This window comes from Citricoccus alkalitolerans, assembly GCF_039528175.1.
Classification (GTDB): Bacteria; Actinomycetota; Actinomycetes; order Actinomycetales; family Micrococcaceae; genus Citricoccus; species Citricoccus alkalitolerans.
Genome location: NZ_BAAALH010000001.1, coordinates 1,310,829 through 1,335,312 on the forward strand (window position 1 = coordinate 1,310,829; position 24,484 = coordinate 1,335,312).

Annotated in this window: 25 protein-coding genes and 1 tRNA gene; 5 read left to right on the forward strand and 21 right to left on the reverse strand. The window is 69.0% G+C overall.

Translation table 11 applies throughout. The features are described from left to right. Nucleotides 1-96: 96 nt before the first annotated feature. From ABD134_RS05815 to ABD134_RS05840, 6 genes are all read right to left on the reverse strand, one after another. Entirely contained in the window at nt 97-699 is a 603-nt protein-coding gene (locus tag ABD134_RS05815) for a MerR family transcriptional regulator (RefSeq protein ID WP_344227488.1), read from the reverse strand. A gap of 285 nt (nt 700-984) precedes the next feature. Further along, nucleotides 985-1,557 carry a bifunctional nuclease family protein gene (locus tag ABD134_RS05820; protein WP_344227490.1) on the reverse strand — a complete coding sequence of 191 codons (573 nt, stop codon included), beginning with the start codon at nt 1,555-1,557 and terminating at the stop codon, nt 985-987. A 10-nt stretch (nt 1,558-1,567) separates the two neighbouring features. After that, nucleotides 1,568-2,254: a transcriptional regulator FtsR gene (gene ftsR / locus ABD134_RS05825; RefSeq protein ID WP_344227737.1), complete on the reverse strand. Its 687-nt coding sequence runs from the start codon at nt 2,252-2,254 to the stop codon at nt 1,568-1,570. A gap of 142 nt (nt 2,255-2,396) precedes the next feature. Further along, on the reverse strand, nt 2,397-2,858 hold the full coding sequence (locus ABD134_RS05830; RefSeq protein WP_344227492.1) for an FHA domain-containing protein: 462 nt from the start codon (nt 2,856-2,858) through the stop codon (nt 2,397-2,399). A gap of 67 nt (nt 2,859-2,925) precedes the next feature. After that, complete coding sequence (gene gcvH / locus ABD134_RS05835; protein WP_344227494.1) at nt 2,926-3,312, reverse strand: glycine cleavage system protein GcvH; 387 nt, start codon at nt 3,310-3,312, stop codon at nt 2,926-2,928. A gap of 62 nt (nt 3,313-3,374) precedes the next feature. Continuing rightward, nucleotides 3,375-4,199 (reverse strand): MarR family transcriptional regulator, encoded by an 825-nt coding sequence (locus ABD134_RS05840; protein ID WP_344227496.1) that lies wholly within the window; start codon nt 4,197-4,199, stop codon nt 3,375-3,377. 221 nt (nt 4,200-4,420) lie between these two features. On the opposite strand from ABD134_RS05840, the gene ABD134_RS05845 reads away from it, so the two are divergent. Then, nucleotides 4,421-6,403, forward strand: a complete 1,983-nt coding sequence (locus tag ABD134_RS05845; RefSeq protein WP_344227498.1) for an FAD-dependent monooxygenase — start codon at nt 4,421-4,423, stop codon at nt 6,401-6,403. Nucleotides 6,404-6,430: 27 nt separating this feature from the next. Here ABD134_RS05845 and ABD134_RS05850 read toward each other — a convergent pair whose 3' ends face one another. Further along, a complete protein-coding gene (locus tag ABD134_RS05850) occupies nt 6,431-6,940 on the reverse strand; it encodes a mycothiol transferase (RefSeq protein WP_344227500.1) in 510 nt (169 codons plus the stop codon). Nucleotides 6,941-7,057: 117 nt separating this feature from the next. On the opposite strand from ABD134_RS05850, the gene ABD134_RS05855 reads away from it, so the two are divergent. Continuing rightward, entirely contained in the window at nt 7,058-8,194 is a 1,137-nt protein-coding gene (locus tag ABD134_RS05855) for a baeRF11 domain-containing protein (protein ID WP_344227502.1), read from the forward strand. Between the two features lie 40 nt (nt 8,195-8,234). Here the strand turns inward: ABD134_RS05855 and ABD134_RS05860 are convergent, their stop codons facing one another. Further along, the gene (locus tag ABD134_RS05860) at nt 8,235-8,903 is read right to left on the reverse strand and encodes a response regulator (RefSeq protein ID WP_344227504.1); all 669 of its coding nucleotides are present in this window, start codon (nt 8,901-8,903) and stop codon (nt 8,235-8,237) included. Further along, nucleotides 8,900-10,117 (reverse strand): sensor histidine kinase, encoded by a 1,218-nt coding sequence (locus ABD134_RS05865; protein ID WP_344227506.1) that lies wholly within the window; start codon nt 10,115-10,117, stop codon nt 8,900-8,902. Before ABD134_RS05865 ends, ABD134_RS05860 begins: the two co-directional genes overlap by 4 nt. Nucleotides 10,118-10,228: 111 nt before the next feature. Between ABD134_RS05865 and ABD134_RS05870 the strand changes: the two genes are divergently transcribed. Beyond that, complete coding sequence (locus tag ABD134_RS05870) at nt 10,229-11,014, forward strand: GAP family protein (RefSeq protein WP_344227508.1); 786 nt, start codon at nt 10,229-10,231, stop codon at nt 11,012-11,014. Between the two features lie 7 nt (nt 11,015-11,021). Here the strand turns inward: ABD134_RS05870 and ABD134_RS05875 are convergent, their stop codons facing one another. Further along, complete coding sequence (locus ABD134_RS05875; protein WP_344227510.1) at nt 11,022-12,593, reverse strand: peptide MFS transporter; 1,572 nt, start codon at nt 12,591-12,593, stop codon at nt 11,022-11,024. Between the two features lie 182 nt (nt 12,594-12,775). Here ABD134_RS05875 and ABD134_RS05880 point away from each other — a divergent pair, with 182 nt between their 5' ends. Then, complete coding sequence (locus ABD134_RS05880) at nt 12,776-13,321, forward strand: DUF488 domain-containing protein (protein ID WP_344227512.1); 546 nt, start codon at nt 12,776-12,778, stop codon at nt 13,319-13,321. On the opposite strand, the gene ABD134_RS05885 is transcribed toward ABD134_RS05880, so the two are convergent. Together ABD134_RS05885 and ABD134_RS05890 are read right to left on the reverse strand one after the other, a co-directional pair. Further along, nucleotides 13,306-14,664 (reverse strand): MFS transporter, encoded by a 1,359-nt coding sequence (locus tag ABD134_RS05885; protein WP_344227513.1) that lies wholly within the window; start codon nt 14,662-14,664, stop codon nt 13,306-13,308. The two genes, ABD134_RS05880 and ABD134_RS05885, sit on opposite strands and share 16 nt — an antisense overlap. Nucleotides 14,665-14,757: 93 nt before the next feature. Further along, the gene (locus tag ABD134_RS05890) at nt 14,758-15,492 is read right to left on the reverse strand and encodes a class I SAM-dependent methyltransferase (RefSeq protein ID WP_344227515.1); all 735 of its coding nucleotides are present in this window, start codon (nt 15,490-15,492) and stop codon (nt 14,758-14,760) included. A 137-nt stretch (nt 15,493-15,629) separates the two neighbouring features. On the opposite strand from ABD134_RS05890, the gene ABD134_RS05895 reads away from it, so the two are divergent. Then, nucleotides 15,630-16,220: a helix-turn-helix domain-containing protein gene (locus tag ABD134_RS05895; RefSeq protein ID WP_344227517.1), complete on the forward strand. Its 591-nt coding sequence runs from the start codon at nt 15,630-15,632 to the stop codon at nt 16,218-16,220. Between the two features lie 117 nt (nt 16,221-16,337). Here ABD134_RS05895 and ABD134_RS05900 read toward each other — a convergent pair. From ABD134_RS05900 to ABD134_RS05940, 9 genes are all read right to left on the reverse strand, one after another. Continuing rightward, nucleotides 16,338-16,414: transfer RNA gene (locus tag ABD134_RS05900), tRNA-Pro, on the reverse strand. Nucleotides 16,415-16,533: 119 nt separating this feature from the next. Further along, nucleotides 16,534-17,562, reverse strand: coding sequence for an NADP-dependent oxidoreductase (locus ABD134_RS05905; protein ID WP_344227519.1), 1,029 nt, complete (start codon nt 17,560-17,562; stop codon nt 16,534-16,536). Between the two features lie 52 nt (nt 17,563-17,614). Beyond that, on the reverse strand, nt 17,615-19,177 hold the full coding sequence (gene der, locus ABD134_RS05910) for a ribosome biogenesis GTPase Der (protein ID WP_344227521.1): 1,563 nt from the start codon (nt 19,175-19,177) through the stop codon (nt 17,615-17,617). Then, complete coding sequence (gene cmk / locus ABD134_RS05915; protein ID WP_344227523.1) at nt 19,174-19,917, reverse strand: (d)CMP kinase; 744 nt, start codon at nt 19,915-19,917, stop codon at nt 19,174-19,176. Before cmk ends, der begins: the two co-directional genes overlap by 4 nt. Further along, nucleotides 19,918-21,033 carry a prephenate dehydrogenase gene (locus ABD134_RS05920; RefSeq protein WP_344227525.1) on the reverse strand — a complete coding sequence of 372 codons (1,116 nt, stop codon included), beginning with the start codon at nt 21,031-21,033 and terminating at the stop codon, nt 19,918-19,920. Continuing rightward, complete coding sequence (locus ABD134_RS05925; RefSeq protein ID WP_344227527.1) at nt 21,033-22,040, reverse strand: pseudouridine synthase; 1,008 nt, start codon at nt 22,038-22,040, stop codon at nt 21,033-21,035. The genes ABD134_RS05920 and ABD134_RS05925 overlap by 1 nt, the downstream gene beginning before the upstream one ends. Nucleotides 22,041-22,106: 66 nt before the next feature. Next, a complete protein-coding gene (gene scpB, locus ABD134_RS05930) occupies nt 22,107-22,682 on the reverse strand; it encodes an SMC-Scp complex subunit ScpB (RefSeq protein WP_344227529.1) in 576 nt (191 codons plus the stop codon). Next, nucleotides 22,679-23,629: a segregation and condensation protein A gene (locus tag ABD134_RS05935; protein ID WP_378108328.1), complete on the reverse strand. Its 951-nt coding sequence runs from the start codon at nt 23,627-23,629 to the stop codon at nt 22,679-22,681. The genes scpB and ABD134_RS05935 overlap by 4 nt, the downstream gene beginning before the upstream one ends. Beyond that, nucleotides 23,626-24,483, reverse strand: coding sequence for a ParA family protein (locus tag ABD134_RS05940; protein ID WP_115933263.1), 858 nt, complete (start codon nt 24,481-24,483; stop codon nt 23,626-23,628). The genes ABD134_RS05935 and ABD134_RS05940 overlap by 4 nt, the downstream gene beginning before the upstream one ends. Nucleotide 24,484 lies beyond the last annotated feature (1 nt).

Here is a 24,484-nt window from a genome sequence, read left to right on the forward strand (position 1 = left end):
GTGCGGGGCCGTCGTCGTGCACGGACTGCGCGGGTTACCTGCACCGGCGGAGGTAACCAGCGGCGCGCGCAGAGTGGCTGAGCATTGCCATGGAGCTCAGGAGGCGGACTTGCGGCGCGTGCGCCGCTGGGACAGCTCGTCACCGGGAAATTCCTCGGGGCTCCCAGCGTGCAGCTGCTCGGACGGCAGCTCAGCCAGCGAGCCCTCGACCTCACGCCACACGCGGCCCACGGCAATGCCGAACACGCCCTGGCCACCCTGGACCAGGTCGATGACCTCATCGGCAGACATGCACTCGTAGACCGAGGCGCCGTCGCTCATGAGGGTGATCTGTGCCAGGTCGTCCACACCGCGCTCGCGCAGGTGCTCCACGGCCGAGCGGATCTGCTGCAGGGAGACCCCGGTGTCCAGCAGGCGCTTGACGACCTTCAGCACGAGGATGTCCCGGAAGGAATAGAGCCGCTGGGTGCCAGATCCGCTGGCGCCTCGGACGGTGGGGACTACCAGGCCGGTGCGTGCCCAGTAGTCGAGCTGACGGTAGGTGATGCCGGCGGCCTTGCACGCGGTTGGACCGCGGTAGCCGGCGCCCTCGTCAAGGACGGGTAGGTCTTCGGTGAACAGCATGCCCTGCGCAGGGGTGCGCGGGGGTGACTCGTGATGCGGATCCGGGGACTGCCCGGCCTCGCCCTTCGGACTCACTGGAACCCTCCTGGTCATGGATCCACACTGGGGAAGGAAGTGCCCGGCGATCCGGATCGGCGATCGGTGCCGGGCATCGGCCCGGCACCAAACCACCAATCGGTGCGATGAGACCGATAGGCAATGTGGAACCTCTGGACATGACGCTATGCCCGGACGGGTCCTCGGTCAAAGACCTCGTGCATTCTGACCCGTGCGTGTCGCCACGCCGCCGGTGATCGGGCACGGGCGGCCGGGCCTCCGGTCACGCCTGATGACCTCGCGAATCCGGGGCGGACCCGGCGATCAGGACTGGCTGGAGCCTCCGTCGGCGAAGTCCTCCGGGTCCACATTGTCCAGGAACTCGCGGAACCGGTTGAGTTCCGCATCACGCTCCGCGGCACCGGTGACGCCGGTGACGGCCTCATCCACCCCGTCTACGGTGTCCTCGGCGTTCTCGTCTGCGTCTCCGGCCTGTTCCGGGTCCATCCCGGCTGCCTCCAGCACCTCGGCCGCGCAGAGCACCGGCGCCTCGGCGCGCAACGCGCAAGCGATGGCATCCGAGGCGCGTGCGTCCACCCGCGCGCCATTGTCCAGGATCAGCTCGGCATGGAAGACGGCATCCTCGACGGATCCGATGCGTACCGACTCCAGAGCGGTGCCCGTGGCCGCGAGGACCTCGATCAACAGGTCGTGCGTCATGGGGCGGGGCGGGGTGAGCCCCTGTTGCCACAGGGCGATCGCGCTGGCTTCCGGCGCCCCGATCCAGATGGGAACAAGGGTGCCAGTGCCGGGATCCTGGAGGAGGACCAGGGGCTGGTTCCCGGGAAGCTCAACCCGCACACCCAGCACCGTCATCTCAACATCCGGCAGGTTCATCCGTGCATCCTCACGTGTCCAGCTCGGCCACGGCTGCCGCCACGAGGGCGCTGTGCAGCCCCAGACAGGCCTCACTGAGCTCCCGTGCGGCGTCGGCCATCCGGGCGTTGGCGGCGGCGTCCTTGCGGGTGGCCAGAGAGGCTGTGGCCCGTTCGATGAGGCCGAGCTCGCGGTCGGCTGCAGCCCGGAAGGGGCGAAGATGGCGCGGCTCCAGTCCATGGGCGGCCAGCACGGCGGCGGACCGGGTCGCTTTGAGGGCGTGCTCGGAATACCGCCCGTTCTCATCCGGTGACACCATGCCGAACTGCTCGAGGGAGGTCAACAGCTGGGAGGTGACCCCCGAGATCCCCTGCAACTCGGCCCGGGTGAGCGGGCGAGTGTGCCCGGCCAGCTCCTGCGCCAGCTGGTCGGACACCGAGCGTGGGGCCAGGGTGAGCCCCCCGGGCAGGGATTCGGGATGTTCACCGCGGTCCACGGCATCGAGGTAGTCCTTGATGACCTTCAGAGGAAGGTACTGGTCCCGCTGCAAAGCGAGGATGAAGCGCAACCGGTCCACGTCGGCATCGGTGTACTTCCGGTAGCCTGCGGAGGTGCGGCGGGGTGTGATGAGCCCCTTCTCCTCAAGGAAGCGGATCTTCGAAGCGCTGACCTGCGGGAAGTCAACCTTCAGCTCCGCCAAGACCTCACCGATGTTCATGACGGCGCGGCTGCCCCCGGTCGCGGCGGCGGAAGCGGCGGAAAGGGGGCGGCGGGAAGCTGCTGCACTCACGGATGTCCTCGGTCGTAGGTCGAAGTGGCGGTCGTCGTCAAGGCGTGCCGGTCCTCTCGGGCCGATTGACTCAGACAGCGGGACGCTGGGTGCCGGCGTAGAACGTGAGCCGGAACTTGCCGATCTGCACTTCCATCCCGGACCGCAGGGCCACGGAATCGACCCGGTCGTGGTTCACGTAGGTCCCGTTCAGGGATCCGGAGTCCACGATCACGAACCCCTCGCCGGATCGACGGAACTCGGCATGCTTCCGCGACACGGTGACGTCGTCGAGGAAGATGTCGGCGTTGGGGTGACGGCCGGCCAAAGTTGAGTCCTGGTCCAGAAGGAACCGCGCACCCTGGTTGGGCCCGGCATGGGCCACCAGGAGAGCCGAGCCGACGGGGAGGGCGTTGATGGCCGCTCGGTCCTCTGCCTCGAGCGAGCGGGCCGGCGACGAGCCCAGATCGGGCAGGCCGATACTGGTGGTCAGCGCCTCCGGCTCGGTACCCGTGTTCCGGCCGTCCGGTTGCTGGGTCCCGTCCTGTGACATGGCTCCTCCGAGGATGTGTCCGACCGATCGCGGCGATCCCGATGGTCGTGGTGGCTTCGTGACCTGACTAGCCTACCTGCTGGCGGTAACCCTCCGCATCGAGCAGGCCTTCCACCTGTGCGGGATCCGAGACGGTCATCTCCAGGAGCCAGCCGTCCCCGTATGGATCGGAGTTCACCTTGGCCGGATCGGCGTCCAGGGCATCATTGCGGGCCGTGACAGCGCCGGAGACCGGGGCGAAGAGGTCACTGACGGACTTGGTGGACTCCACCTCGCCGACGGTGGAGTCAGCGGTGATCTCCGTGCCCACCTCGGGCAGGTCGACATAGACGACGTCACCGAGCGCGTCCTGGGCGAAGTCGGTGATGCCGATGCGGACGACGCCGTCGGCGTCCGGTCCGGAGACCCATTCGTGCTCGGCGCTGTAGCGAAGCCCTTCGGGGATATTGCTCATGGTTCCTCCAGATCACAGGTGTGAGGTCCGGCCCGTGCAGGCCTCGCGGTACACAGACGACACTACTGGCCTCCATGGCGGGGTGCCAATGCCGCAGGACGCGGGCTCCCGACGGCGGCCAGCACCTCGACGACCCGGCCGCGCTCCGGCGCGGACACCGGTTCCAGGATCCGCTCCTGGACCCGTCCCACAGCAGGCCAGAGCTCGTCGACGAGCGCCCGGCCCACTGCGGTCAGGGAGACCATGCGGGAGCGACGGTCGTCCGGGTCGGGGCGGCGCTCCGTCCAGCCTCGGGTCTCGAGTCTTCGCAGTACGTCCGAGGCACTGGACCGGTCAAGCGCGGCCAACCCGGCCACGGCACCCTGGCCCGTGGGACCGGATTCGGCCAGGACCAGCAGGACGGCGAACTGCGGGCCGGTGATGATGCCGCCCAGCTCGTCGGCCCACAACACCGTGTGCCGCTGCTGGGCCAACCGGATCAGGTGGCCGGGACGCAGGTCGCCCTCCATCGGGGTCCCCTCATGGGGGCCGGCATCGGCGGCCGTTCCCGCCGCCTCGTGGTGACCGGAGAGGTCCACCAGCCGGCGCCCGAGCCAGACACGATCGACTGCGGACAGGGGCGCCATCAGCCGCTCCTGAAGCGTGCGGACCGCCGGAGCCAATCCCTCCAGGGCCATCGCGGCGGGCACGGGCAGGTTGACGACAAGTCGCCGCGCATCGACGGGATCGCGTTCCCGCCGCAGCCACCCCTGCTCCTCCAGGCGGCGGATCACCCCGGCCACCGTGGTCCGGTCCAGCCCCGCGGCACGGCCAACGGAGAGCTGGTCCAGGGGCCTCTTGGCTGCGGCCGCGGTGAACAGTACCGAATACTGCGGCGATGTCAGCATCCCGCCTACTGCGTCCGCCCAGAGTGCGTTGTGCACCTGGTGACACCGGCGTAGCTGATGCCCCACGAGGAGCCTCGACTCCATGCACACCCCCTTGATTATCAGTACACGGATGAAACGTTACCATCACTATACCGTGGTTCACATCACTAGCGTGCGCTATCCTCGGACAGAATCGTGCAGTACACGGAAGATACAGCTGATGTTGGAGAAGGAGTCCTATGCAATACCACCTGGACGGCTACCGCTACGGAGACCCCACGATCGAGCCGGCAGCGTCTGGCCGGGACGACGGGCAGGGCCCCCTGCCCGAGGAGGTCGATGTCCTGATCGTCGGCACCGGCCCGGCCGGCACCGTTCTGGCAGCGCAGCTGGCCGAGTTCCCGGAGATCACCACCCGCGTGGTGGAGCGCCGCCAGGGCCCGCTGCCCGTGGGGCACGCCGATGGGGTCTCCTGCCGCACCGTGGAGATGTTCGGCACCTTCGGCCTGGCCACCACTCTGTTGGATGAGGCCTACTGGGTCAACGAGACCACATTCTGGTCCCCGTCCTCCCAAGATCGCGAGGGCATCACCCGCACGGGCCAGATCCAGGACGTCGCGGACGGGCTCAGCGAGTATCCGCACGTGATCGTCAATCAGGCCCGGATGCAGGAGATGCTTCTGGCCAAGGCGTCGAAGTCCGCCTCCCGGCTGGAGGTCGACTACGGGTTCAAGGCCGTCGGTGTGGACATCCCGGAGGACGCCGAGGCCCGGGTGACGGTCACCCTGGAGGTGACCGATCAGGATGGCAAGGGCACCGGGACCACCCGCGCCGTGCAGGCCCGCTACGTGGTGGGATGCGACGGCGCCCGCTCCGTCATCCGCACCTCGATCGGACGATCCCTGCACGGCGACGCCCAGAACCACGCCTGGGGCGTCATGGACATCCTCCCGGTCACAGACTTCCCGGACGTCCGCAAGAAGGCCGTCATGCAGTCCGCGTCCGGTTCCCTGCTCCAGATTCCCCGCGAGGGCGGGCACCTGGTGCGTTATTACGTGGATCTCGGCGACCTCCCCGAAGGTGACCGCAGCGTCCGCGAGCGCACCACCTTCGAGGACATCCTCACTGCCGCCCAGAGGGCACTTCACCCGTACACGCTGGATGCCAGGGACGTGGCCTGGTGGAGCGTGTACGAGGTGGGTCAGCGGGTGACGGACGGGTTCGATGACGTGCCGGCAGAACGCGTCGGAGTCCTGGACCCGCGGGTGTTCATCGCCGGAGACGCCTGTCACACGCACTCCGCCAAGGCGGGGCAGGGCATGAACGTGTCCATGCAGGACACCTACAACCTGGGCTGGAAGCTGGCCGCCGTGCTGCAGGGCCGCTCACCGAAGTCGCTGCTGGCCACCTATTCCGGCGAGCGCCAGAAGATCGCCCGGGAACTCATCGACTTCGACAAGCGCTGGTCCAGGATGATCGGTTCCAAGGTCTCCGACCCGAACGACCCGGAGGCCGGAGGCGTCGCCGCGAACGACGTCGAGACGCACTTCGTGGCCGGCGGGAAGTTCACCGCGGGGCTGTCCACGGTGTACGAGCGCTCCCTCCTGACGGGGGGAACGGAGCATCAGGGTCTGGCCCCCGGGTTCGAGGTCGGGTCCCGGTTCCACTCGGCTCCGGTCGTTCGCGTGGCTGATGCGAAGCCGGAGCAGCTGGGCCACGTGCACGAGGCGGACGGCCGCTGGCGCCTGTACGCCTTCGGTGACGCCACGGCCGTCGGGTCGGAGGCCTCGGCCCTGGGCGCCCTGCTGGAGTTCCTGGGCACCTCCGAACAGTCCCCGGTCCGCCGGTTCACGCCGTCCGGGGCTCCGGTCGATTCCGTTTTCGATGTCCGGGCGATCCTCCAGCAGGAGCACCATTCCGTGGACCTGAACGCCCTGCCGCCCATCCTGCTCCCGGCCAAGGGCAGGTTCGGCCTGCGCGACTACGAGAAGGTCTTCTCTGCTGAGAGGACCAACGGTCGTCTTCTCGGCACGGTGCCCGGCCTCGAGGCCACCCAGGACATCTACGACCTGCGTGGCATCGACCGTGAGCGGGGCGCCCTCGTGGTCGTCCGCCCGGACCAGTACGTGGCACAGGTCCTCCCCTTGGGCGCCCATACCGAGCTGGCGGACTTCTTTGCCGGGTTCATGATCGATCAGGGCCTCGAACAGGGCTCAGCCTGACGGGGCGTGACCCGATGGACAGGAGGCTCAGTCCACCGGGTCCATCCCGGCCACGTAGGCCGCCTGGCCCACGTGCTGCAGGGCATCGGCATAGACGCTGACCAGGCGCACCGCACGAGTGACCGGCGGGTCCCACTGCCGGTCGATTACCTCGTCGAGGCCCGTCTCGGACAAGGTCCTGAGGTAGTCCAGGGACTGTTCGGTCACGGCCGCCAGGTACTCCCGCAAAACATCCTTGTCCTGCACGACGACGGCCCGTGCCGTGCCCTCCGACTGGCCGTAGCCGTGTTCTTCGGCCGGGACGTCCGGACCGAACCGATCCGCCCAGCCCTGGGTGGTCCACAGCTGGTCCTGTTCGCCCAAGTCTGCGACCTGGGCGTCGATCTCACGGCCAGAGTGCCACAGGAGCCAGGCAATGGAGTTGGGATGGCCACCCGGGTGGGCATTCAGGTTGGAGGGGCCGATACGGTCCCAGATCAGGTCCAGCTCATCGAGGGGTCGGCGGGCGAGTTCCTGTAACACGGCGATCGAGTTCATGGCCCCAGTGTGCACCCAACGTCTTCGCCATCTCCACCATCCCGGTCAGCGTGCATCACCGCATCGGGCGACGACCCAGCTGGTGTACTTTTGGGGCCTCGTGGGTACCGTGTCCCCATGAGTATCGACATACCCTCCGCTGAAGACTTCGCCGAACTCACGCAGCACCGCCACCCAGCGAGCGTGACCGTGTATGTTGCCCCGTCCGGTTCGAGTGAGAGTCGATCGCCGATCGGCCGGAATCCCGAAGCAGCCCAGTTATCCCTGCGCACCGCCGTGGGTGAGGGCGTCGCCCAGTTGGCTGCCGCCGAGGTCCCCGCCGAGGACCTGGACGGGATCACTGACGCCGTGGACCAGCTCGTGGACGACCGGGAGTTCTGGTCCACCCAGGCCCGCTCCCTCGCCGTCTTCGTCTCACCCCGAGGGCTGCGGGCGTTCCGGCTCATGAACAACCTCCGCACCCATTCGGGCGTCGGCGACCGATTCGATGCGGGGCCGTTGATCCGGGCGACCACCTTCGCCCACAGTGGGTTCGTGCTCGCACTGACGAAGGGCTCGGTCCGCCTGCTGGTGCTGGAGTCGGATGCCTCCTGCCATGAGGTGGAACTGACCGGACTGCCCGGGGATCTTGGGCTGGAGCTGCAGACGGCAGACAACGAGGGCCGGATGGACCGCCAGCGTGCGGACGGCGCCCTGCGGCCGAAGATTCAGCGCCGCGACTACTGCTCCACCGTGCAGGAGGCGGTCCTGCGCCAAGTCAACGGCTCGAACCACCCGCTGGTGCTGGCAGCCAGCTCCGATCTCGAACCGGCCTACCGGGAGATCAACACCTACCGGCGTCTGCTCGAAGAGGGCATCACGGCCAATCCGGCCTCCCTGAGTCTGGATGACCTGGCCCGCCGGGGACGCGAGGTCCTGGACCGCAACTATGCCGCCCAGCTCGCCGACTGGAGGGAACAGTTCGGCTCCCTCCGCGCCCATGGCCGGGCCAGCGCGAAGCTGCGTGAGATCGCCAAGGCCGCCACGGCCGGCCAGGTGGACGTCCTCCTGTTCGACCTCACGGCGGAACGCGAGGGCACGATCGATGAATACGGCAACGTCACCCCCGCCGATGAGCCGAGTGCTCACACCTATGGGCTGGCGGACGAGGTCGCGGCCCGCGTCCTGCGCACCGGCGGCACGGTCAAGGCAGTCCGGGGGGCGGATCTTCCCGACGGAGCCCGGATCGCCGCGACGTTCCGTTCGGCCTCCTGACGACACCGGGCCTCGACGGTCCCCCAGCACGTGGCGACGCCTAGGCACCGTCCATCAAGCCGGCGTCACGGGCCACGAGTGCTGCCTGGGTGCGTGACCGGACACCGAGTTTGGCCAGTACCCGGGAGACGTGGGTCTTCGCCGTGGCCTCGGAGATGCCCAGCTCGCGCGCCAGCCGACTGTTGGACGCACCCGCCCCCAGCTGGATGAGAACATCGCGTTCCCGCATCGTGAGGAGTTCCAACTGCGCCGGGGCCTGGTCATCCTGGGCCGGCCTGTTCCGGGCGCTGGCCGTGGCGAGTTCCCGGAACACGCGCCGGGTCACCTCCGGGGCCACCACCCCCTCCCCGGCGGCCACCCGGCGCACGGCGGCCACCAGCTCCGTGGCCTCGGCCGTCTTCAGGAGGAATCCGGCCGCGCCAGCGCGGATCGCGGACAGGACCACCTCGTCCTCGTCAAAGGTTGTCAGGACCAGTACGGCGGCGGTGCCCTCGGAGACGATCTCCCGGGTGGCGGCCACGCCGTCCACCACCGGCATCCGGACATCCATCAGCACCACGTCCGGGCGCAGGGCTCGGACATTGACAACTGCCGCCGCACCATCGGAGGCCTCCCCCACGACCTCGATCCCCTCGGCCCGTTCGAGGAGGGCTTTCAGGCCGGAGCGCACAGTACCGTGGTCGTCGGCCAGCACCACCCTGATGCTCATGCCGCGGGCTCCGAAGAGTCCGAAGACTCCGTCGATTCCACGGGCACTTCGGCGCGGATCCGCCATCGGCCGTCGGCCCGCGTGATCTGCACCGTTCCGCCCACGGCCCGCAGCCGCTCACGCATGGAGGACAGGCCGATGCCGGAACTGGCATCACCGGAGGCCGATGGCTCGACGGGAAGGGCCGGCGTCGGGTTCTCGATGTCCAGGCGGACCACCGTGGGGAGGCCGGACAGGCGCAACCGGACGGCGCCGGTCCCATGTTTGGCGGCATTGGCGAGGCCCTCTTGGGCGAACCGCAGCAGCGCTTGGCCCACGGGGGGTCCGACCTCGACCGACTGCAGCTCGGCGGACACCTCCACCCCGGCGGCCTCGGTGCGTTGGAGCAAGCCGGGAAGGGCGTCCAGCCCGTCCCGCACCTGCAGGTCCAGTGGTTCGCCGGGTTGGTGCAGCAGTCCGATCATGGTGCGCATCTCGTCCAGGGCCGCCAGCGATGCGTTCCGGGTGTGCTGCAGGGCGCGGCGGTCCAGCTCGGCATCTGGTGCACCGGACATGGCTGCCGCCGAGTGCAGGGCGATGCCGGACAGGTGCGCGGACACGGTGTCGTGAAGTTCACGGGCCATGGCGGTGCGTTCGCGGAGGACCGCCTCGGCCCGGTCCCGTTCCGCCTCGCGCCGTGCGGTCTCGGACCGTTCGCGTTCCCAGAGGGTGGCGGCACTGGCGCGGGCCGCCCGGTCGTCGCCATTGCGCACCTCGGCGCCCCACCAGAACGGGATGGCGACGCCCGCGGTCAAGGTCAAGGCCACGGGCAGGGCATAGTCCTCGCTGTGCGGGCGGGCCGCCACCACAGCCCAGAGGGCGACGACGGCCATCCCGGTCAGCCCGATGGACCACCGGCGCTGGCGCGGTTCGGCGCGCCTGGCCAGGGTGTACGCGGTGTCCGCCCACGCGAGGAAGACGCCCACGTGCAGCCCCAGTGCCGCATCGGCGACGGCGGCCGCGGAGGCCAGGGTGAAGCCGGCCATCACGTGCCGGCGTTGGAGGACAATCGCCACGCAGGCCACCAGCAGGGGCAGCATGTGCCACCCCTCGGACCCAGTCCAGGCCACGACGAGCGGCGGCGTCATGCCCCAGGTGGAACCGGATGCCAACAGGGCCAGCCCGACGGCGAGGTACACCAGAGGCGAGAGCGCGGCCAGTCGGGATCGGTTCACGGTCTCCATGCTAGACATCGCTGAGTGGGGGCGAGTCATCCGAAAGGGGTACCTCCCCGATCAGTCCTTTGGCGGACGACAGCCCGGGCCGGCGCGGGAAGGCTGGACAGCATGGACTTCCTCGACGCACTCTCCGGCGGACCGATGTTCGCCGTCCTTGCCGTCCTCGCACTGGTGGACAGCACCAGCTTCGGCACCCTGGCCATTCCCGTGTGGCTCCTGATGTCTCCCGGCCGGGTCCGGGTCGGCCGAATGCTGCTCTACCTGGGCACGATCACCGTGTTCTATTTCATCGTCGGGCTCGCCGTGTTGCTGGGTGCGGGGTGGATCGTGGAGAACCTGGGCCAGCTGATGGATTCCCGGCTCGCCATGGCATTCGGGATGATCCTGGGTGCGGGATTGATCCTCTGGAGCTTCCGCCTGGACTCCCCCGCCGCCCAGAACAGGGCCCGGTCCGGCAACGGGCGCCTGGCGGCGTGGCGTCGGCGTGCCACCGGGCAGGAGCCGGGTGGGTTGGGCTCCCTGATGGGGCTCGCCCTGGGGGCTGGCCTGGTGGAAGTGGCCTCCATGTTGCCGTACCTGGCCGCCATCGGACTGATCGCGGCCCAGGGGCCGGGCTGGCCGGCGTCGCCGCTGTGGCTGGCGGGCTACTGCCTGGTGATGGTCCTGCCCGCGTTGGTGCTGCTCGCGGCGCGGTGGGGCGCCCGGCGGTTGGTGGAGCGTCCACTGGCGCGGCTGGATGCCTGGTTCGCCCGACACGGGGCGAGCACGGCCGCCTGGGTGGTGGGCGCCGTCGGCGTGGTGCTGGTGCTGAACACCGCACCGGCCGTGCTGTCGGCCGATGCGGTGTCCGGCGCGGTGCCCAGTGGACTGCCAGCTGCGCTGTCCGCAGGGTAGGAGGGTGTCAGTCGACGCCCTTCATGGCCTTGTGGATCGGCTTGGAGACCAACAGCATGAGGACGCCGATGCCGATGGTCACTGCCCCGAGGGCACCGAAGTAGGCGCCCTCGTTCTCGGCACTGTAGAACCCGGCCAGCGAGCCGGCCAACGCGGTGCCCAGCGCGACGGACAGGTTGTACAGGGCCACCATCATGACCGGGAAATTCACCGGAGCGAGCTTGGTGGACAGGGACAGACCCACCGGAGAGACCAGCAGCTCGCCCATGGTCGCCGCGAAGAGGATCAGCGCGATCCACAGCACCGGGACGGCAGCGGTGCTCACCATCGGGAGGAACAGCAGGAACGCCGAGCCCATCAGGGCGATGCCCAGGGCGAACTTCACCGGGGTGTTCGGCTGCCGCTTGCCCAGCCGGGTCCAGAGCCACGCGAACACCGGGGCGAAGAGGATGATGAAGACCGGGTTGATGGACTGCACCCACGGGATGGGCATCTCCCAGCCGAGGATATCGCGGTCGAGCCGGGTGTCGGAGTACAGGGTGATCACGGTGAACTGCTGCTGGAACAGTGCGAAGAAGGCGGCCGAGCCGATGAACAGCGGAATGAACGCGATGACGCGGGACCGCTCCACCCCGGTCACCTTCGAGGAGGCCAGGAGGTAGGCGAAGATGGCTACCGCGGCCGCGGCCGCGAGGATCACCACGACGTCGGCCAGGTTGCCGGCGTGGACCACACCGGTCCCGAGCAGCACTCCCACGACCACCAGGGCGGCCGCGGCGATGGCGATCCACTTGGGGTACTGGTGGCGCGGCAGCGGATCCGGAACGGTGTGCACGTCTTCGGGGAGGTCCTTTCGGCGGACCGAGTACTGGAGAAGGCCGATGCCCATACCGAGTGCGGCGAGCCCGAAGCCGAGGTGGAAGCCCCAGCTCTGCTGGACCCAGCCGGTCACCAGCGGGCCGAAGAGCCCGCCGATGTTGACACCCATGTAGAAGATGGAGAATCCGGCGTCCCGGCGCGGGTCCTCGCGGGTGTAGAGGTGTCCTACGAGGTTGGCGACGTTGGCCTTGAGTCCTCCCGAGCCCACCGCCACCAGGAGCAGGCCGAGCACGAGACCGGGGATGCCCGGCACGAGGGCGAGCGCGATGTGGCCGGCCATGATGAGCAGCGCGCTGTAGAACATGGCGCGCTCGGAGCCGATCAACCGGTCCGCCACCCAGCCGCCGAGGATGCAGAAGACGTAGACCATGCCGCCGTAGGCGCCCACGATGCCCGTGGCGACACCCTCGTCGATTCCCAGACCCCCCTCGGTGGTCTGGAAGTACATATAGATCAGCAGGATGCCCTGCATGCCGTAGAAGGAGAACCTCTCCCACATCTCGACGCTGAACAGGTTGGCCAAGGCACCGGGCTGGCCCAGGAACGTCCGGCCCGAGGGGTTGCGGTCCACTGCGCTCTGCTCGGCGGTCTGGGTCTCGGTGACGTGTGTCAGGCCGGGGTCGCCGGTTCCGCCCAGGTCATGGGGCTCGTTTGAGGAGGGTTTTTTCACCCGTTTACCGTCCTCCTGTTTGCCCGTCATTGCAAATCCCAGCACGTCCGAGCGTTCCGGGCGTACGGTGGAGCCATCCTCACAGCGCGCAGGCCGGGGTTTCTGACCGGGCCGCCGATCATGCTGTCGTTGCGAAAGGATCCTGATGACGCAGAACCTCTCCGTGGCCGCCCACCAGGGTGGGACACTCACGAGGAAGGGGGACTGATCCCGTGGGCTCCGGGGCCCGGCCCTTCTACACCGTCGGTCACTCCAATCTTCCCCTGGGAGAATTCCTGGACATCCTGGTGGCGGCCGAGATCGACCTTGTGGTGGACGTGCGCAAGCTGCCGGGGTCCCGGCGGAATCCGCAGTTCAACGATGACGCCCTGGCTGACTCGCTGCCCGCAACGGGCATCAGCTACCGGAAGCTGGAGTCCCTTGCAGGGAGACGGACGGTGTCCCGCGAGACCCCCTTCGAGGTGAACGCGTTCTGGCAGAACCGCAGCTTCCACAACTACGCCGACCACGCGCTGACCGACGGTTTCCGGGACGGCCTGGACACGCTCCGCGAGTGGGGTACGGCGCAGACGGTCGCCGTGATGTGTTCCGAGGCCGTGTGGTGGCGGTGTCACCGCCGCTTGATTGCGGATCACCTGCTCGCCCGCGGGGAACAGGTCCTGCATCTGATGGGACCGGAGAAGGTGACGCAGGCCGAGATGACGGCTGGCGCCGTCGTCGGCCCTGAAAAGGGGGACGTCACCTATCCGGCCCGGTGATCGGCGCTTTCACCGGACGCCGCCAGCGCGTATTCGACCGAGACGCGCCGGTAGACCGGCGTGAGGAACGCCAAGACGGCGGCTACCACCATGATGAGCCCGGCCAGGAGGAAGACCAGCGCGATGCCTCGGGCTGTGCCCTCCCCGAGCAGTGGTCCCAGGGCCGCGGCACCGGCCTCACTGCGGGCATAGGGGATGATCCACACCTCGGCGAGCGGGGCCACCACGAGAGCCGTGACGGGGGCCGCAGACGCCTCGAAGGCCAGGGCGAAACCGAACACCCGGCCCTGCCGTTCGAGCGGGACCACACGTTGGATGACGGTCTGCTCGGCCGCCTCGACTGCCGGGATCAGGCACATGTACAGCCAGATGCCGACGACGTACAACCACCCCCATTCGCGCAGGGTGAAGGTGGCCCCGATCAGACCCATGGCCATGACCACCAGCAGCATGGTGCGCAGAGGGTTGCGGCCCAGGCCGAGCCTTCCGATCACGGCACCGCCGAGGATGAACCCGGTGGAGGCCAGGGCGAAGGCCAGACCCCACGCCTCCACGCTGAACAGCTCGAGGCCGTAGGGGTCCATCAAGGCCATGTAGACGCCGCCGATGAAGTTGTTGAAGGTGCTGAACAGGATCAGGGCGAAGAGTCCGGACACGGCCATCACCGCCCGCCAGGACCCTGCCAGGTCGAACCCACCCTGGGCGTCGGAGGCCACGGGTGCGGTCTCTTCCGGAAGGCGCACCGTCAGCAGGTGCAGGTACGCCGCAGCCGTCAGCGCCAGCGCGATGACCACGGTCGGCCCCATGCCGAGCAGCCCGATGGACAGTCCGGAGAGCACGGAGGTGACCATGAAGGCAATGCCCTGCACCATGCCGACCAAGCCGTTGGCGTTCGCCCGGCGCTCGTCCTCGATCAGGATGGTGACCGTGGTGGACAGGGCGACGTTGCGCAGATTCTCCACCACGGCCCCGATGAGCACCAGTAGGGCGAAGCCCCAGAACCAGGGCCCGTCCAGCCGGGCGATCTCGTCCGCCGGAGCCACCAGGAACACCGCGCCGGCAGCGACGAACATCGCCAGGGTGAACAGGGCCGCCAGGCGCATCAGGTCTAGTTTGCGGTAGCGGTCCACCAACGTGCCGAAGCTGATGGAGGATCCTGCGAGCAGCAGCATGTAGACCCCGCCGGTCACACCGGTGGCGATGACGTTGCGGGTCTCGAGGTAGATCCAGAACGTCAGCCCGAACCACAGGTAGCTGGTGGTCAGGTTGGCCACTGCCGTATTCGCGAGGATCTGGGCAAAGGTGCGCCAGCGTTCTCGGGCGGGGCGCGGGAGCTGATCCACCCGTAGAGCGTAGGCCCGGCCTGGACCGCAGCGGTAGGCGCGGGCGACGGCGGCCGTGGGGCGTTGGCGGGCACCGATGCCCGCGACCGTGGGTCAGGTCCGGGTGGCGCGGACGATCACGTCCCGCAGAGTGACGGGGCGTTCCCCGGCCTCCACGGTGCGGGTGCTCTCGTATCCGCGCTCCACTGTCCAGCCCGGCACCGCGAACAGCGCGGTGATCCCGGCCAGAGTGGCCGTGGACCCCTCGGGATGCCCGGATCCGTCGTGTCCGCCATGGCCGTGGTGGCTGACGTGACCGACGTGACCGACGTGACCGACGTGCTGATGGTGCTCGCCGTGCGAAGGGTGTCCGGCGTGCGGCGCGTGCAGGTGCCCCACGATCAGCAGAGTGCCGCCGGGCGCGACCCAAGAGGCGATGCGCTCGTAGAAGGCCAGCTGCCCGGAATCGGGGTGCGCGTAGTGGGTCACCACCAGGTCCCATGTCCGGCCCGGTTCCCATCGGGTCAGGTCCGCCTCCGTCCAGGACACGCGACCAGCCATGCCCTCGGTCTTCGCCCGGGCGGCCGCGGCGGCCAAGGCCGTCGCTGAGATGTCTGCACCGGTCACCTGCCAGCCTCGGTGGGCGAGCCAGAGCGCCTCGGTCCCCTTCCCGCAGCCGGCGTCCAACGCAGTGGCCGGTGCCAGGTGTCCGGTCTCGGCCTCGAGATAGGGACTCACCGGCACCGCTTGACCGACGCCCTCCCCCGTCTCGGCGTCGGGCGTCCAATGCCGCTCCCAGTACTCCTGGTCGAAACGGTGCTGTCCTCGCGGATCGTCCTCTGTGTGCATGCCGCTACTCCTTGGTGCTGTGGCCTGTTCGTGCCGCGCTGAGGCGTGTTCGCGCCGTCGTCGTTGCCGTGTCCTCTCCAGCTTCGCCACGATCATCCTGAAATGCAAACCTTTGTGCCGAATGGCAAACTGGGGGGATGAACGAAACACCCGAACAGACCCTGGACGCCGTCGGGCCCCGCCTGAAGCAACTGCGACTGCGCCGCGACGTCACACTCACCCAATTGGCCGCCGAGACCCGGATCTCGGCGAGCACCCTCTCCCGACTGGAGGCCGGACTGCGTCGGCCGACCCTGGAACAGCTGCTGCCCCTGGCCCGCTACTACGGCGTCACCATCGATTCGCTCGTCGACGCGCCGCGCACCGCGGACCCCCGGTTGGACCTTCGGCCGCTGTCCTGCCCCGACGGTTCGGTGATCATCCCACTGTCCCGCAGGCCGGGAGGCGTCCAGGCGTACAAGTTCGTCCGACCCACCGGCAGCGACGATCTCGTGCCCGATCCACGAACCCATGAGGGGCATGACTGGGTGTATGTCCTCAATGGGACCTTGCGCCTGGTCCTCGGGGACCAGGACCTCCGCCTGCAGGCCGGGGAGGCCGCCGAATTCGACACCCGCACCCCACACTGGTTCGGGGCCACCAGTGCCGGGCCGGTCGAGTACCTCTGCCTTGTCGGCCGTCAGGGAGAGCGTGCTCACCTCCGGGCGGTCGTCCCGGCTGCAGACTGACGGCGTCTGTCCGATCTGCCGGGGCGCAGCGGCCGCCACTCGGACCACCCCCAGGCAAACGAAAAGCCCGGACCCACTCATGGGTCCGGGCTGTCGCCGATCTCCTGAGAGATCGCCTGGTCGGGCTAGCGGGATTTGAACCCACGACCTCTTCACCCCCAGTGAAGCGCGCTACCAAGCTGCGCCATAGCCCGTGGAACTGATCCTCACCGGATCGATCCACCAGTCAACTGTACACCACCGTCGGCATGGTCCCGGACCAGCGGGGGCGTGACGGCCCCGGCGAGACCCTCGACCACGGCCGTTGCACAGATCAACCGACCCTCACCACCATCTTGCCGGTGTTGCCTCCGCGCATCATGTCCAGGAACGCGTCCACGGTGCGCTCGAGGCCCTCCACGACGGTCTCCTCAGAGGTGACGTCCCCGGCCGACAACCACCCGGTCATGCGCTCCCGGAATTCCGAGGTGACCTCCGGATGCTCGGAGGCCACCTCGGCCACGATGAATCCCCGCATCCGCAGGCGGCGGGTGACCATGTTGCCCATGTTGTCCGGTCCGGCCGGGCGTTCGGTGGCGTTGTAGCTGGAGATCGCCCCGCACAGGGCCAGCCGGCCGAAGTCGTTCATGACCTCCAGGGCGGCCTCCAAGTGGTCGCCGCCCACGTTGTCGTAGAACACGTCCACGCCCTCGTGCCCCAACGCGTCCACCAGCTGCTCGCGGATCGGTGCGTCCCGGTAATTCAGCGCCACGTCAAAGCCGTACTTGTCTGTCAGCAGACCGACCTTCTCAGCGGACCCGGCGGACCCGATCAAGCGGGCGGCACCCAGTTGCCGGGCGATCTGGCCGACGGCGGTGCCCACCGCGCCCGCGGCGCCGGAGACGAACAGGCTGTCGCCCGGGCGCAGCTCGGCAACCCTCGTCAGTCCAGCGTAGGCGGTCAGTCCGGGCATGCCGAGCAGGCCCAGGTACAGCGAGAGGGGCAGGCCGTCGAGCTCCGGCACGGCCTGGAAGGTGGAGGCATCATCCTGCACCGCGTCGGTCCAGCCGTGCTGGTGCAGCACCGCACTGCCCTCGGGCAGGTCTTCCGCCGCGGACTGCACCACCCGGCCGACGGCACCACCGGTGATGGTCTCCCCCAGGCCGTAGGGCTTCACGTAGCTGCGGCCCGCGTTCATCCGCCCACGCATGTAGGGATCAACCGAGATGAACTCGTTCGACACCCGCACCTGGCCGGGTTCCAGCTCGCCGTGGACGACCTGCTCGACCAAGAAGTCCTCGGGCGTCGGCATTCCCTCGGGGCGGGAGATCAGGCGGATCTCGGAACTGGTGAACGGGGACATGCACACTCCTTCAGGTCGGTCGTCTCCTAGGACCGACCCTACGCCCCGTGCCTCAGCGTTTCCTGGCCCGCTTCTCGCGCACCCGCATGCCCAGCTCGATCGGGCTTCCCTCGAAGCCGAACGTCTCACGCAGGCGCCGGATGATGAAACGGCGGTAGCCGGGCTCCAGGAACCCGGTGGTAAAAAGGACGATCCGCGGCGGCTGGGTGGAGGGCTGGGTCGCGAACAGGATACGGGGCTGCTTGCCGCCACGCACGGGGTGCGGGTGGGCTGCCACGAGTTCACCGAGGAAGGCGTTCAGCTTGCCCGTCGGGATACGGGTATCCCAGGAGTCCAGCGCTGTGTCCAGGGCGGGAACGAGGCGGTCCTTGTGCCAGCCGGTCTTGGCAGAGAGGTTCACGCGCGGAGCCCAGGCCACGTGGGCCAGGTCCCGGTCGATCTCCCGTTCCAGGTAGGTGCGGCGGTCTTCGTCCATGAGGTCCCACTTGTTGAACGCGAGGACCACGGCCCGGCCGGAGTCCAGCACGAGCTGCAGGATGCGCACGTCCTGCTCGGAGAGTACCTCCGAGGCCTCCAGCAGCACCACGGCCACCTCGGCCTTGTCGAGGGCCGACTGGGTCCGCAGCGAGGCGTAGTAGTCGGAGCCGTGGGCCATGTGCTGCCGCCGGCGGATGCCCGCGGTGTCCACGAAGCGCCACATGCGGCCGCCCAGCTCGACGAGCTCGTCCACCGGGTCACGCGTGGTCCCGGCGGTCTCGTCCACCACCACGCGGTCTGAACCGGCGAGCTGGTTCAGCAGCGAGGACTTGCCCACGTTCGGACGGCCCAGCAGCGCCACCCGCCGGGGGCCGCCACGCGGGATGAGCCCACCGTAGGCGGTCACCTCGGGCAGGGCCTCCATGGCCGCGTCCAGCAGGTCGCCGGTCCCCCGGCCATGCACGGCGGAGACCGGGAACGGCTGGCCCAGGCCCAGGCCCCACAACGAGGCCGCGTCGGCCTCCTGGGAGATGTCGTCCACCTTGTTGGCCACGAGCAGCACGGGGCGGCCCTTGCGTCGCAGCAGCTTGACGACGGCCTCGTCGGTCGAGGTGGCGCCCACCGTGGCGTCCACCACGAACAGGACGGCGTCGGCCACGTCCACAGCGCGTTCGGCCTGCTCGGCCACGCGCTGGTGGATGCCCTTGGCGTCGTGCTCCCAACCGCCGGTGTCCACCACCGTGAAGATCTTGCCGCCCCATTCGGACTCGTAGCTGACGCGGTCGCGGGTTACCCCGGGTACGTCCTCCACCACGGCCTCCCGGCGGCCGATGATGCGGTTGACGAGGGTCGACTTGCCCACGTTGGGGCGTCCGACGACGGCAAGCACCGGTGGCGCCGGTGCCTCCTCGGGCTCGGGGTCACCGTCCTCCCAGCCGCGCAGCAGTGCCGTGTCCTCCTCGTCGAGGTCGTAGTCCTCGAGCCCGGCACGGAGTGCCTCGGCCCGCTGCTGGGCCTCCTCGTCGGAGAGAGCGGCCAGCTTCTCCTCGATCTGGTCACTGCCGATCGGCTGGTACTCGGTGCCGTCGTCCGGTGTCGGTACTCCGGCGTCGCGTGACGCACTGTTCTCGGTGCTCATGCGCGGTCCCCTTCCGGGTTGGTCGTCTGTTGGGTTGTCCGGTCGGACTGTTGGCGGGTGATCTCAGCCAGCATGGCCTCGATGGTCGCCTCGAAATCGAGTTCGGTGGAGTCCACCAGGCCCACCCCGTCGGACGGGCTCATGAAGTCCACCACGGTGGAGTCCTTGGCATCCCGGCCGGAAACCTGCTCGGCCAGGTCCTTCGCCTCCACGGTGCCTCCCAGCTGGGCGGCGCGGCGGGCCGTGCGTGCCTCGGCGGACGCGGTGAGCAGGATCCGCGCGTCGGCGTCGGGAGCCACCACGGTGGTGATGTCCCGCCCCTCGGCCACGATCTTGCGGTGCGCGTCAATCTCGGCGCGCTGACGTGCCACGAGAAGCTCGCGCACGGCACGGTTGGTAGCCACCACGGACACGACCGCGGAGATACCGGGTTCGCGGATGGCCTCGGTGATGTCGTCGGTGCCCACCACCACCCGTTCGTGGTCTGGATCCACCGACAGGACCAGGTCCATGTCCTGGACCGCGGCCACGACCGCGTCAGGGTCATCGAGGACGCCCTGATGGTGGCAATGCCACGCGACGGCCCGGTACATGGCGCCGGTGTCCAGGTAGGCGGCACCGAGCCGCCGGGCGATGGCCCGGGAGACCGAGGACTTGCCGGAGCCGGAGGGCCCGTCCACGGCTACGACGAGTCGCTGTCCCGGGGGCCGGAGCCCGGTCGGGGTTGTCGTCTCGGTCATTCAGACCACCTTCCATCCCTGCGCAGTCAGCGCGTCCGTCAGATCCTGTTCACGGCCGGGCAGCACGGAGATCTCCAGCATCCCGACCTCGTGGCCCGCGGAGTGGTCCATGCGCAGGTCCTCCACGTTGACGCCAGCCTCCCCCACATCCTGCAGGACGGCGGAGATCTGCCCCGGGGTGTCGTCCACAATCACGGTGACCACGGCGAAGGCCTGCGGCGGGGCGCCGTGCTTGCCCGGAATCCGGGCGTGGCCGGCGTTGCCCTCGGCGATCAGCTGGGCGATGTCCAGCCGGGCTCCAGGGGCCAGGGGCTCCTCCATGGTGGTGATCAGCCGGTCCAGGTCCTCGCGCACCTCGTAGAGGATCTGCAGGATGTCCGGCGCGTTGGCCGCCAGGATCTGCACCCACAGCTGCGGATCCGACGCCGCGATGCGGGTGGTGTCCCGCAGACCGTTGCCGGACAGGGCCAGGGAGTGGGCCGGGGTCTCCTGCAGCCGCGACGACACCAGCGAGGCGGCGATCTGCGGCAAGTGGGAGATCAGTGCCACCGAGGCGTCATGGTCCTCGGCGGACATCCGGTGCACGGTGGCCCCGAGCACCCTGGCGATCTCCTCCGCGGCGGACACGGCCTCCGGCGAAGTGTCCCCCGCAGCGCAGACCACCCACGGTGCGGCGGTGAACAAGGCGCCGCGGGCGGCCACCGGACCGGAGCGTTCGCGCCCGGCCATGGGATGGGTGCCCACGTACCGTGCGGCCTGCGTCGGCGTCAGAGTCCCGCCCACGACGGCGGCGTCCACCTCGCGCCGGATCGCCCCCTTGACGGAGGCGATGTCCAGCACGACGGCGCCCGGGAACCGCACGAGCGAATCGATGACGACCTGCCCGGCGACATCCGGTGGCGCGGCCACCACGACGACGCCCGGCGACGGAGCCGCCGTGTGGTCACCCGGGAAGGCCTGGCCTGCACCGATGTCCACGGCGACCGCCTGGGCCGACGGAGAGGGATCGGAGAGGTAGGTGTCCGCTCCTGCGGACCGCAGGCCGAGGCCGATGGAGGTACCCAGCAGCCCGGTTCCGCGGATCAGCACCGGTTCGGGGATACCCCGTGGGGCCATCACAGGTTCACAGCGGCCATGAGGTGGCCCTGTTCCTGGCGGCCCATCTGGCGGATGGTGCCCTGCTTCTGGTCGCCGAGGCCGATCGGCCCGAACTTCACCCGGACGAGGCGCTCGACCGGGTACCCGACCTCCTTGAACATGCGGCGCACGATCCGGTTCTTGCCGGAGTGCATGACGACCTCCACCAGCACGTGTCCCGGCGTGGAGTCCACCAGCTTGAACGAGTCCACCTGGGCGAAGCCGTCCTCGAGTTGCATACCCTCTTTGAGCTGCGCACCGACGCCCTTGGCCATCGGACCGTGGACCTGGACGAGATAGGTCTTGGGGATCTCGAAACTCGGATGGGTCAGCCGGTTGGCCAGTTCACCGTCGTTGGTCAACAACAACAGGCCCTCGGTCTCGGTGTCCAGGCGGCCCACGTGGAAGAGGCGCGTGGAGTCGTACTTGCCCTTCTTGAGGTAGTCGGAGATGCACGGCCGGCCGTCGGGGTCGTCCATGGTGGAGACGACGCCGCGGGGCTTGTTGAACGCGAAGTACCGCAGGGTGGTGTCCAGCTGCAGGCGGAGGCCGTCCACATGGATGACGGCCGTGTCAGGATCCACACGGATTCCGGTCTCGGTGACGACCTTGCCGTCCACCTCCACGCGCCCCTCGGCGATGAGGTCCTCACAGACCCGGCGGGAGGCCACTCCGGCGGAGGCCATGACCTTCTGCAGGCGCACGCCCTCGGGGGTGTGGACCGAGGAGAAGTTCTGGTCCCGCTGGGCGCGGTTTGGGCGGGCGGGCTTCCGGGCCGCCCCGAGGTTGCGGTCGTACCCCTTCTGGGAATCCTCCCGGAACGGCCCGCCCCTCTGTCCGGGTCCCGGGGTGCCCCAGGACTTGCGCGGCTGCCCCTGTGCGGACTGGCCCTTGCCGGGCTTGCCCTGCTGTGGCTTGCTCGGCAGTGGCTTGCCGCGGTAGCTGTTGTTCTTCTTTCCGGAGCCTCCCGGCTTGCGGTCATTCATCAGTGCACTGTCCTCTTCGTTGTGTTCAATCGACTTGGAATGGTGTGCCGTCGTGCTGGACGGCAGTCAGGTGTTGAATTCAGTCTGGTCCATACCGGCCAGTTCCGACAGGCCGGGCAGGTGGTTCGAGAGCTTGGGCAGCTCCTGGAGGCTGCCCACCCCCAGCGTCTCCAGCAGGTAGCCCGTGGTCTCGTACAGCACCGCCCCGGAGTGCGGGTCGCTGCCGGCCTCCGCCACGAGCCCCCTGCTGACGAGGGTTCTCATGACCGAATCGGAGTTCACGCCGCGGATGCCCGCCACGCGGGATCGCGTGACCGGCTGCAGGTAGGCGACCACGGCCAGGGTCTCCAGGGCGGCCTGGGTCAACCGTGCCGTCTGGCCTTCGACGATGAACCGCTCCACCACCTCTGCATGGGCCGGACGGGAGTAGATGCGCCAGCCGCCGGCAAGTTCGCGCAACTCGAAGCCGCGCCGTGGGGAGCCAGACAGCCCATCATAGTCGCTGGCGAGGGCTGAGAGCACATCGGCCACCTGGCGGGCGTCCGCGCCGGTCGCCTCGGCCAGTTGAGCCACGGTCACGGGCTCGTCCACGACCATCAGCACGGCCTCGAGTTGTCCGCGCATATCCTCGGCCTCGCTCATGACCACTCCTCGTCATCCTCGGGACCGAGTTCCGGCCTCTCGTCGGGGGCGTCCGGGTCCCACCGGACCATCAGCTCGCCCAACGGGACCTCTTGGTCGAAGGTGACGGCGCGGTCCCGGAACATCTCCAACAGCGCGAGGAAGCGGGCGACGGTCACGAGGGTGGAGCCGGCGTCGGACACTAACTCGCGGAAGGAGAGCCGGCCGGCCTCGCGTAAGCGGGCGGCCAGCAGGCCTGCCTGCTCGCGGACCGAGACGGGCGGAGCGTGCAGGTGCTCCAGGCTCACCTGTTCCGCCGGCTTCGGGGTCCGGGCCAGGACGTCCTGCGCAAGAGCGCCGAATTGTTCGGGGCTCAGCGTCCACACCAGCTCCGGTAACAGGGATGCGAAGCGCGGATCCAGCGTGGCCTGGCGCGGGAAGCGGCGGGCCTCAACCCGCATCTTCTCGCTCAGGAGCGTGGAGATGTCGCGGAAGGCCTTGTACTGCAGCAGCCGGGCGAACAACAGGTCGCGGGCCTCGAGCAGGGCCACGTCCTCCTCCGCGTCCGTGGTGCCGGCGGGAAGCAGCCGGGCCGTCTTCAGGTCGAGCAGGGTGGCCGCCACCACGAGGAAGGCGCTGGAGGCATCCAGGGCGGCCAGGTCCGGCCGGCCACGCTGCCCATCGGTCCGGCCGGGACCCCGCGCGGGGTCCAGACCGGCACCGGCGTCATGCCGGAGAGTCCCGACGTAGGCGATGAACTCGTCCGTCACTTCGGCCAACGCCACCTCGGTGATGTCCATCTGGCGGCGGGCGATGAGGGAGAGCAGCAGGTCGAAGGGTCCGGCGAAGTTGGTCAGGGTGACGCAGAACCCGGAGGGGACACCTTCCTCGCCGTCCAGGTTCTCGGACAGGCCGTCGGCCAGGTTCCTGGCGACGTCCGGGGCGGCTGCCCCGGCGGCTGGGGTCACGGCGCCCCGCCGCGCCAGATCAGTTCGCGGGCCAGTGTGCGGTAGGCCTTGGCGCCCTCGTGGTTCTGGGCGAACGTCGTCATGGGTTCGGCGGCCACAGTGGCATCGGCGAACTTGATGGAGCGCTTGATCACGGTCTCGAAGACCCGGTCGCCGAAGGCCTCGACGAGGCGGCTGACGACCTCCTTCGAGTGCAGGGTCCGGGCGTCGAACATGGTGGCCAGCACTCCGTCGATCTCGAGGTCCGGGTTGATGCGGTCCTGGATCTTCTCGATCGTCTCCACAAGCAGCGCCACGGCGCGCAGGGCGAAGAACTCGGCGGTCAGCGGGATGATCACGCCGTGGGAGGCGGTCAGGGCGTTGACGGTCAGCAGGCCCAGGGACGGCTGGCAGTCCACGAGAATGACGTCATAATCGTCCCGGACCTGGCGCAGGGACCGCTCCAGGACCTGTTCCCGGGCCACCTCGTTCACGAGCTGGACTTCCGCCGCCGAGAGATCGATGTTGGCCGGCAGGAGGTCGATGCCCTCGAACTCGGTCTCCACGATGGCATCCCGGGCCGTGACGGACCGTTCCATCATGACGTTGTACACGGTGGTGTCGAGTTCATGGGGACTGACCCCCAGACCGGCGGAGAGGGCACCCTGAGGGTCGAAGTCGACCATGAGCACCCGCCGGCCGTAGCTGGCCAAGGCGGCTCCGAGGTTGATGGTGGAGGTCGTCTTGCCGACCCCACCCTTCTGGTTGACCATGGAGATCACCCGCGCCGGACCGTGGGTTTCCAACTGCACCGGCTCCGGGAATTCATGCTTGGGCCGTCCCGTGGGTCCGATGACCGGGTCACCGGTGATCATG

Excerpts from the sequence above, each read along its gene's own strand:
- ABD134_RS05840 (WP_344227496.1), bottom strand. The coding sequence starts at position 4,199 with ATGCTGACATCGCCGCAGTATTCGGTACTGTTCACCGCGGCCGCAGCC.
- ABD134_RS05850 (WP_344227500.1), bottom strand. The coding sequence starts at position 6,940 with ATGAACTCGATCGCCGTGTTACAGGAACTCGCCCGCCGACCCCTCGAT.
- ABD134_RS05870 (WP_344227508.1), top strand. The coding sequence starts at position 10,229 with ATGGACTTCCTCGACGCACTCTCCGGCGGACCGATGTTCGCCGTCCTT.
- ABD134_RS05940 (WP_115933263.1), bottom strand. The coding sequence starts at position 24,483 with ATGATCACCGGTGACCCGGTCATCGGACCCACGGGACGGCCCAAGCAT.
- ABD134_RS05855 (WP_344227502.1), top strand. The coding sequence starts at position 7,058 with ATGAGTATCGACATACCCTCCGCTGAAGACTTCGCCGAACTCACGCAG.
- der (WP_344227521.1), bottom strand. The coding sequence starts at position 19,177 with ATGAGCACCGAGAACAGTGCGTCACGCGACGCCGGAGTACCGACACCG.
- gcvH (WP_344227494.1), bottom strand. The coding sequence starts at position 3,312 with ATGAGCAATATCCCCGAAGGGCTTCGCTACAGCGCCGAGCACGAATGG.
- ABD134_RS05920 (WP_344227525.1), bottom strand. The coding sequence starts at position 21,033 with ATGGCCCCACGGGGTATCCCCGAACCGGTGCTGATCCGCGGAACCGGG.
- scpB (WP_344227529.1), bottom strand. The coding sequence starts at position 22,682 with ATGAGCGAGGCCGAGGATATGCGCGGACAACTCGAGGCCGTGCTGATG.
- ABD134_RS05925 (WP_344227527.1), bottom strand. The coding sequence starts at position 22,040 with ATGAATGACCGCAAGCCGGGAGGCTCCGGAAAGAAGAACAACAGCTAC.
- ABD134_RS05860 (WP_344227504.1), bottom strand. The coding sequence starts at position 8,903 with ATGAGCATCAGGGTGGTGCTGGCCGACGACCACGGTACTGTGCGCTCC.
- ABD134_RS05820 (WP_344227490.1), bottom strand. The coding sequence starts at position 1,557 with ATGAACCTGCCGGATGTTGAGATGACGGTGCTGGGTGTGCGGGTTGAG.
- ABD134_RS05875 (WP_344227510.1), bottom strand. The coding sequence starts at position 12,593 with ATGACGGGCAAACAGGAGGACGGTAAACGGGTGAAAAAACCCTCCTCA.
- ABD134_RS05890 (WP_344227515.1), bottom strand. The coding sequence starts at position 15,492 with ATGCACACAGAGGACGATCCGCGAGGACAGCACCGTTTCGACCAGGAG.
- ABD134_RS05905 (WP_344227519.1), bottom strand. The coding sequence starts at position 17,562 with ATGTCCCCGTTCACCAGTTCCGAGATCCGCCTGATCTCCCGCCCCGAG.
- ABD134_RS05895 (WP_344227517.1), top strand. The coding sequence starts at position 15,630 with ATGAACGAAACACCCGAACAGACCCTGGACGCCGTCGGGCCCCGCCTG.
- ftsR (WP_344227737.1), bottom strand. The coding sequence starts at position 2,254 with ATGAACATCGGTGAGGTCTTGGCGGAGCTGAAGGTTGACTTCCCGCAG.
- cmk (WP_344227523.1), bottom strand. The coding sequence starts at position 19,917 with ATGACCGAGACGACAACCCCGACCGGGCTCCGGCCCCCGGGACAGCGA.
- ABD134_RS05845 (WP_344227498.1), top strand. The coding sequence starts at position 4,421 with ATGCAATACCACCTGGACGGCTACCGCTACGGAGACCCCACGATCGAG.
- ABD134_RS05830 (WP_344227492.1), bottom strand. The coding sequence starts at position 2,858 with ATGTCACAGGACGGGACCCAGCAACCGGACGGCCGGAACACGGGTACC.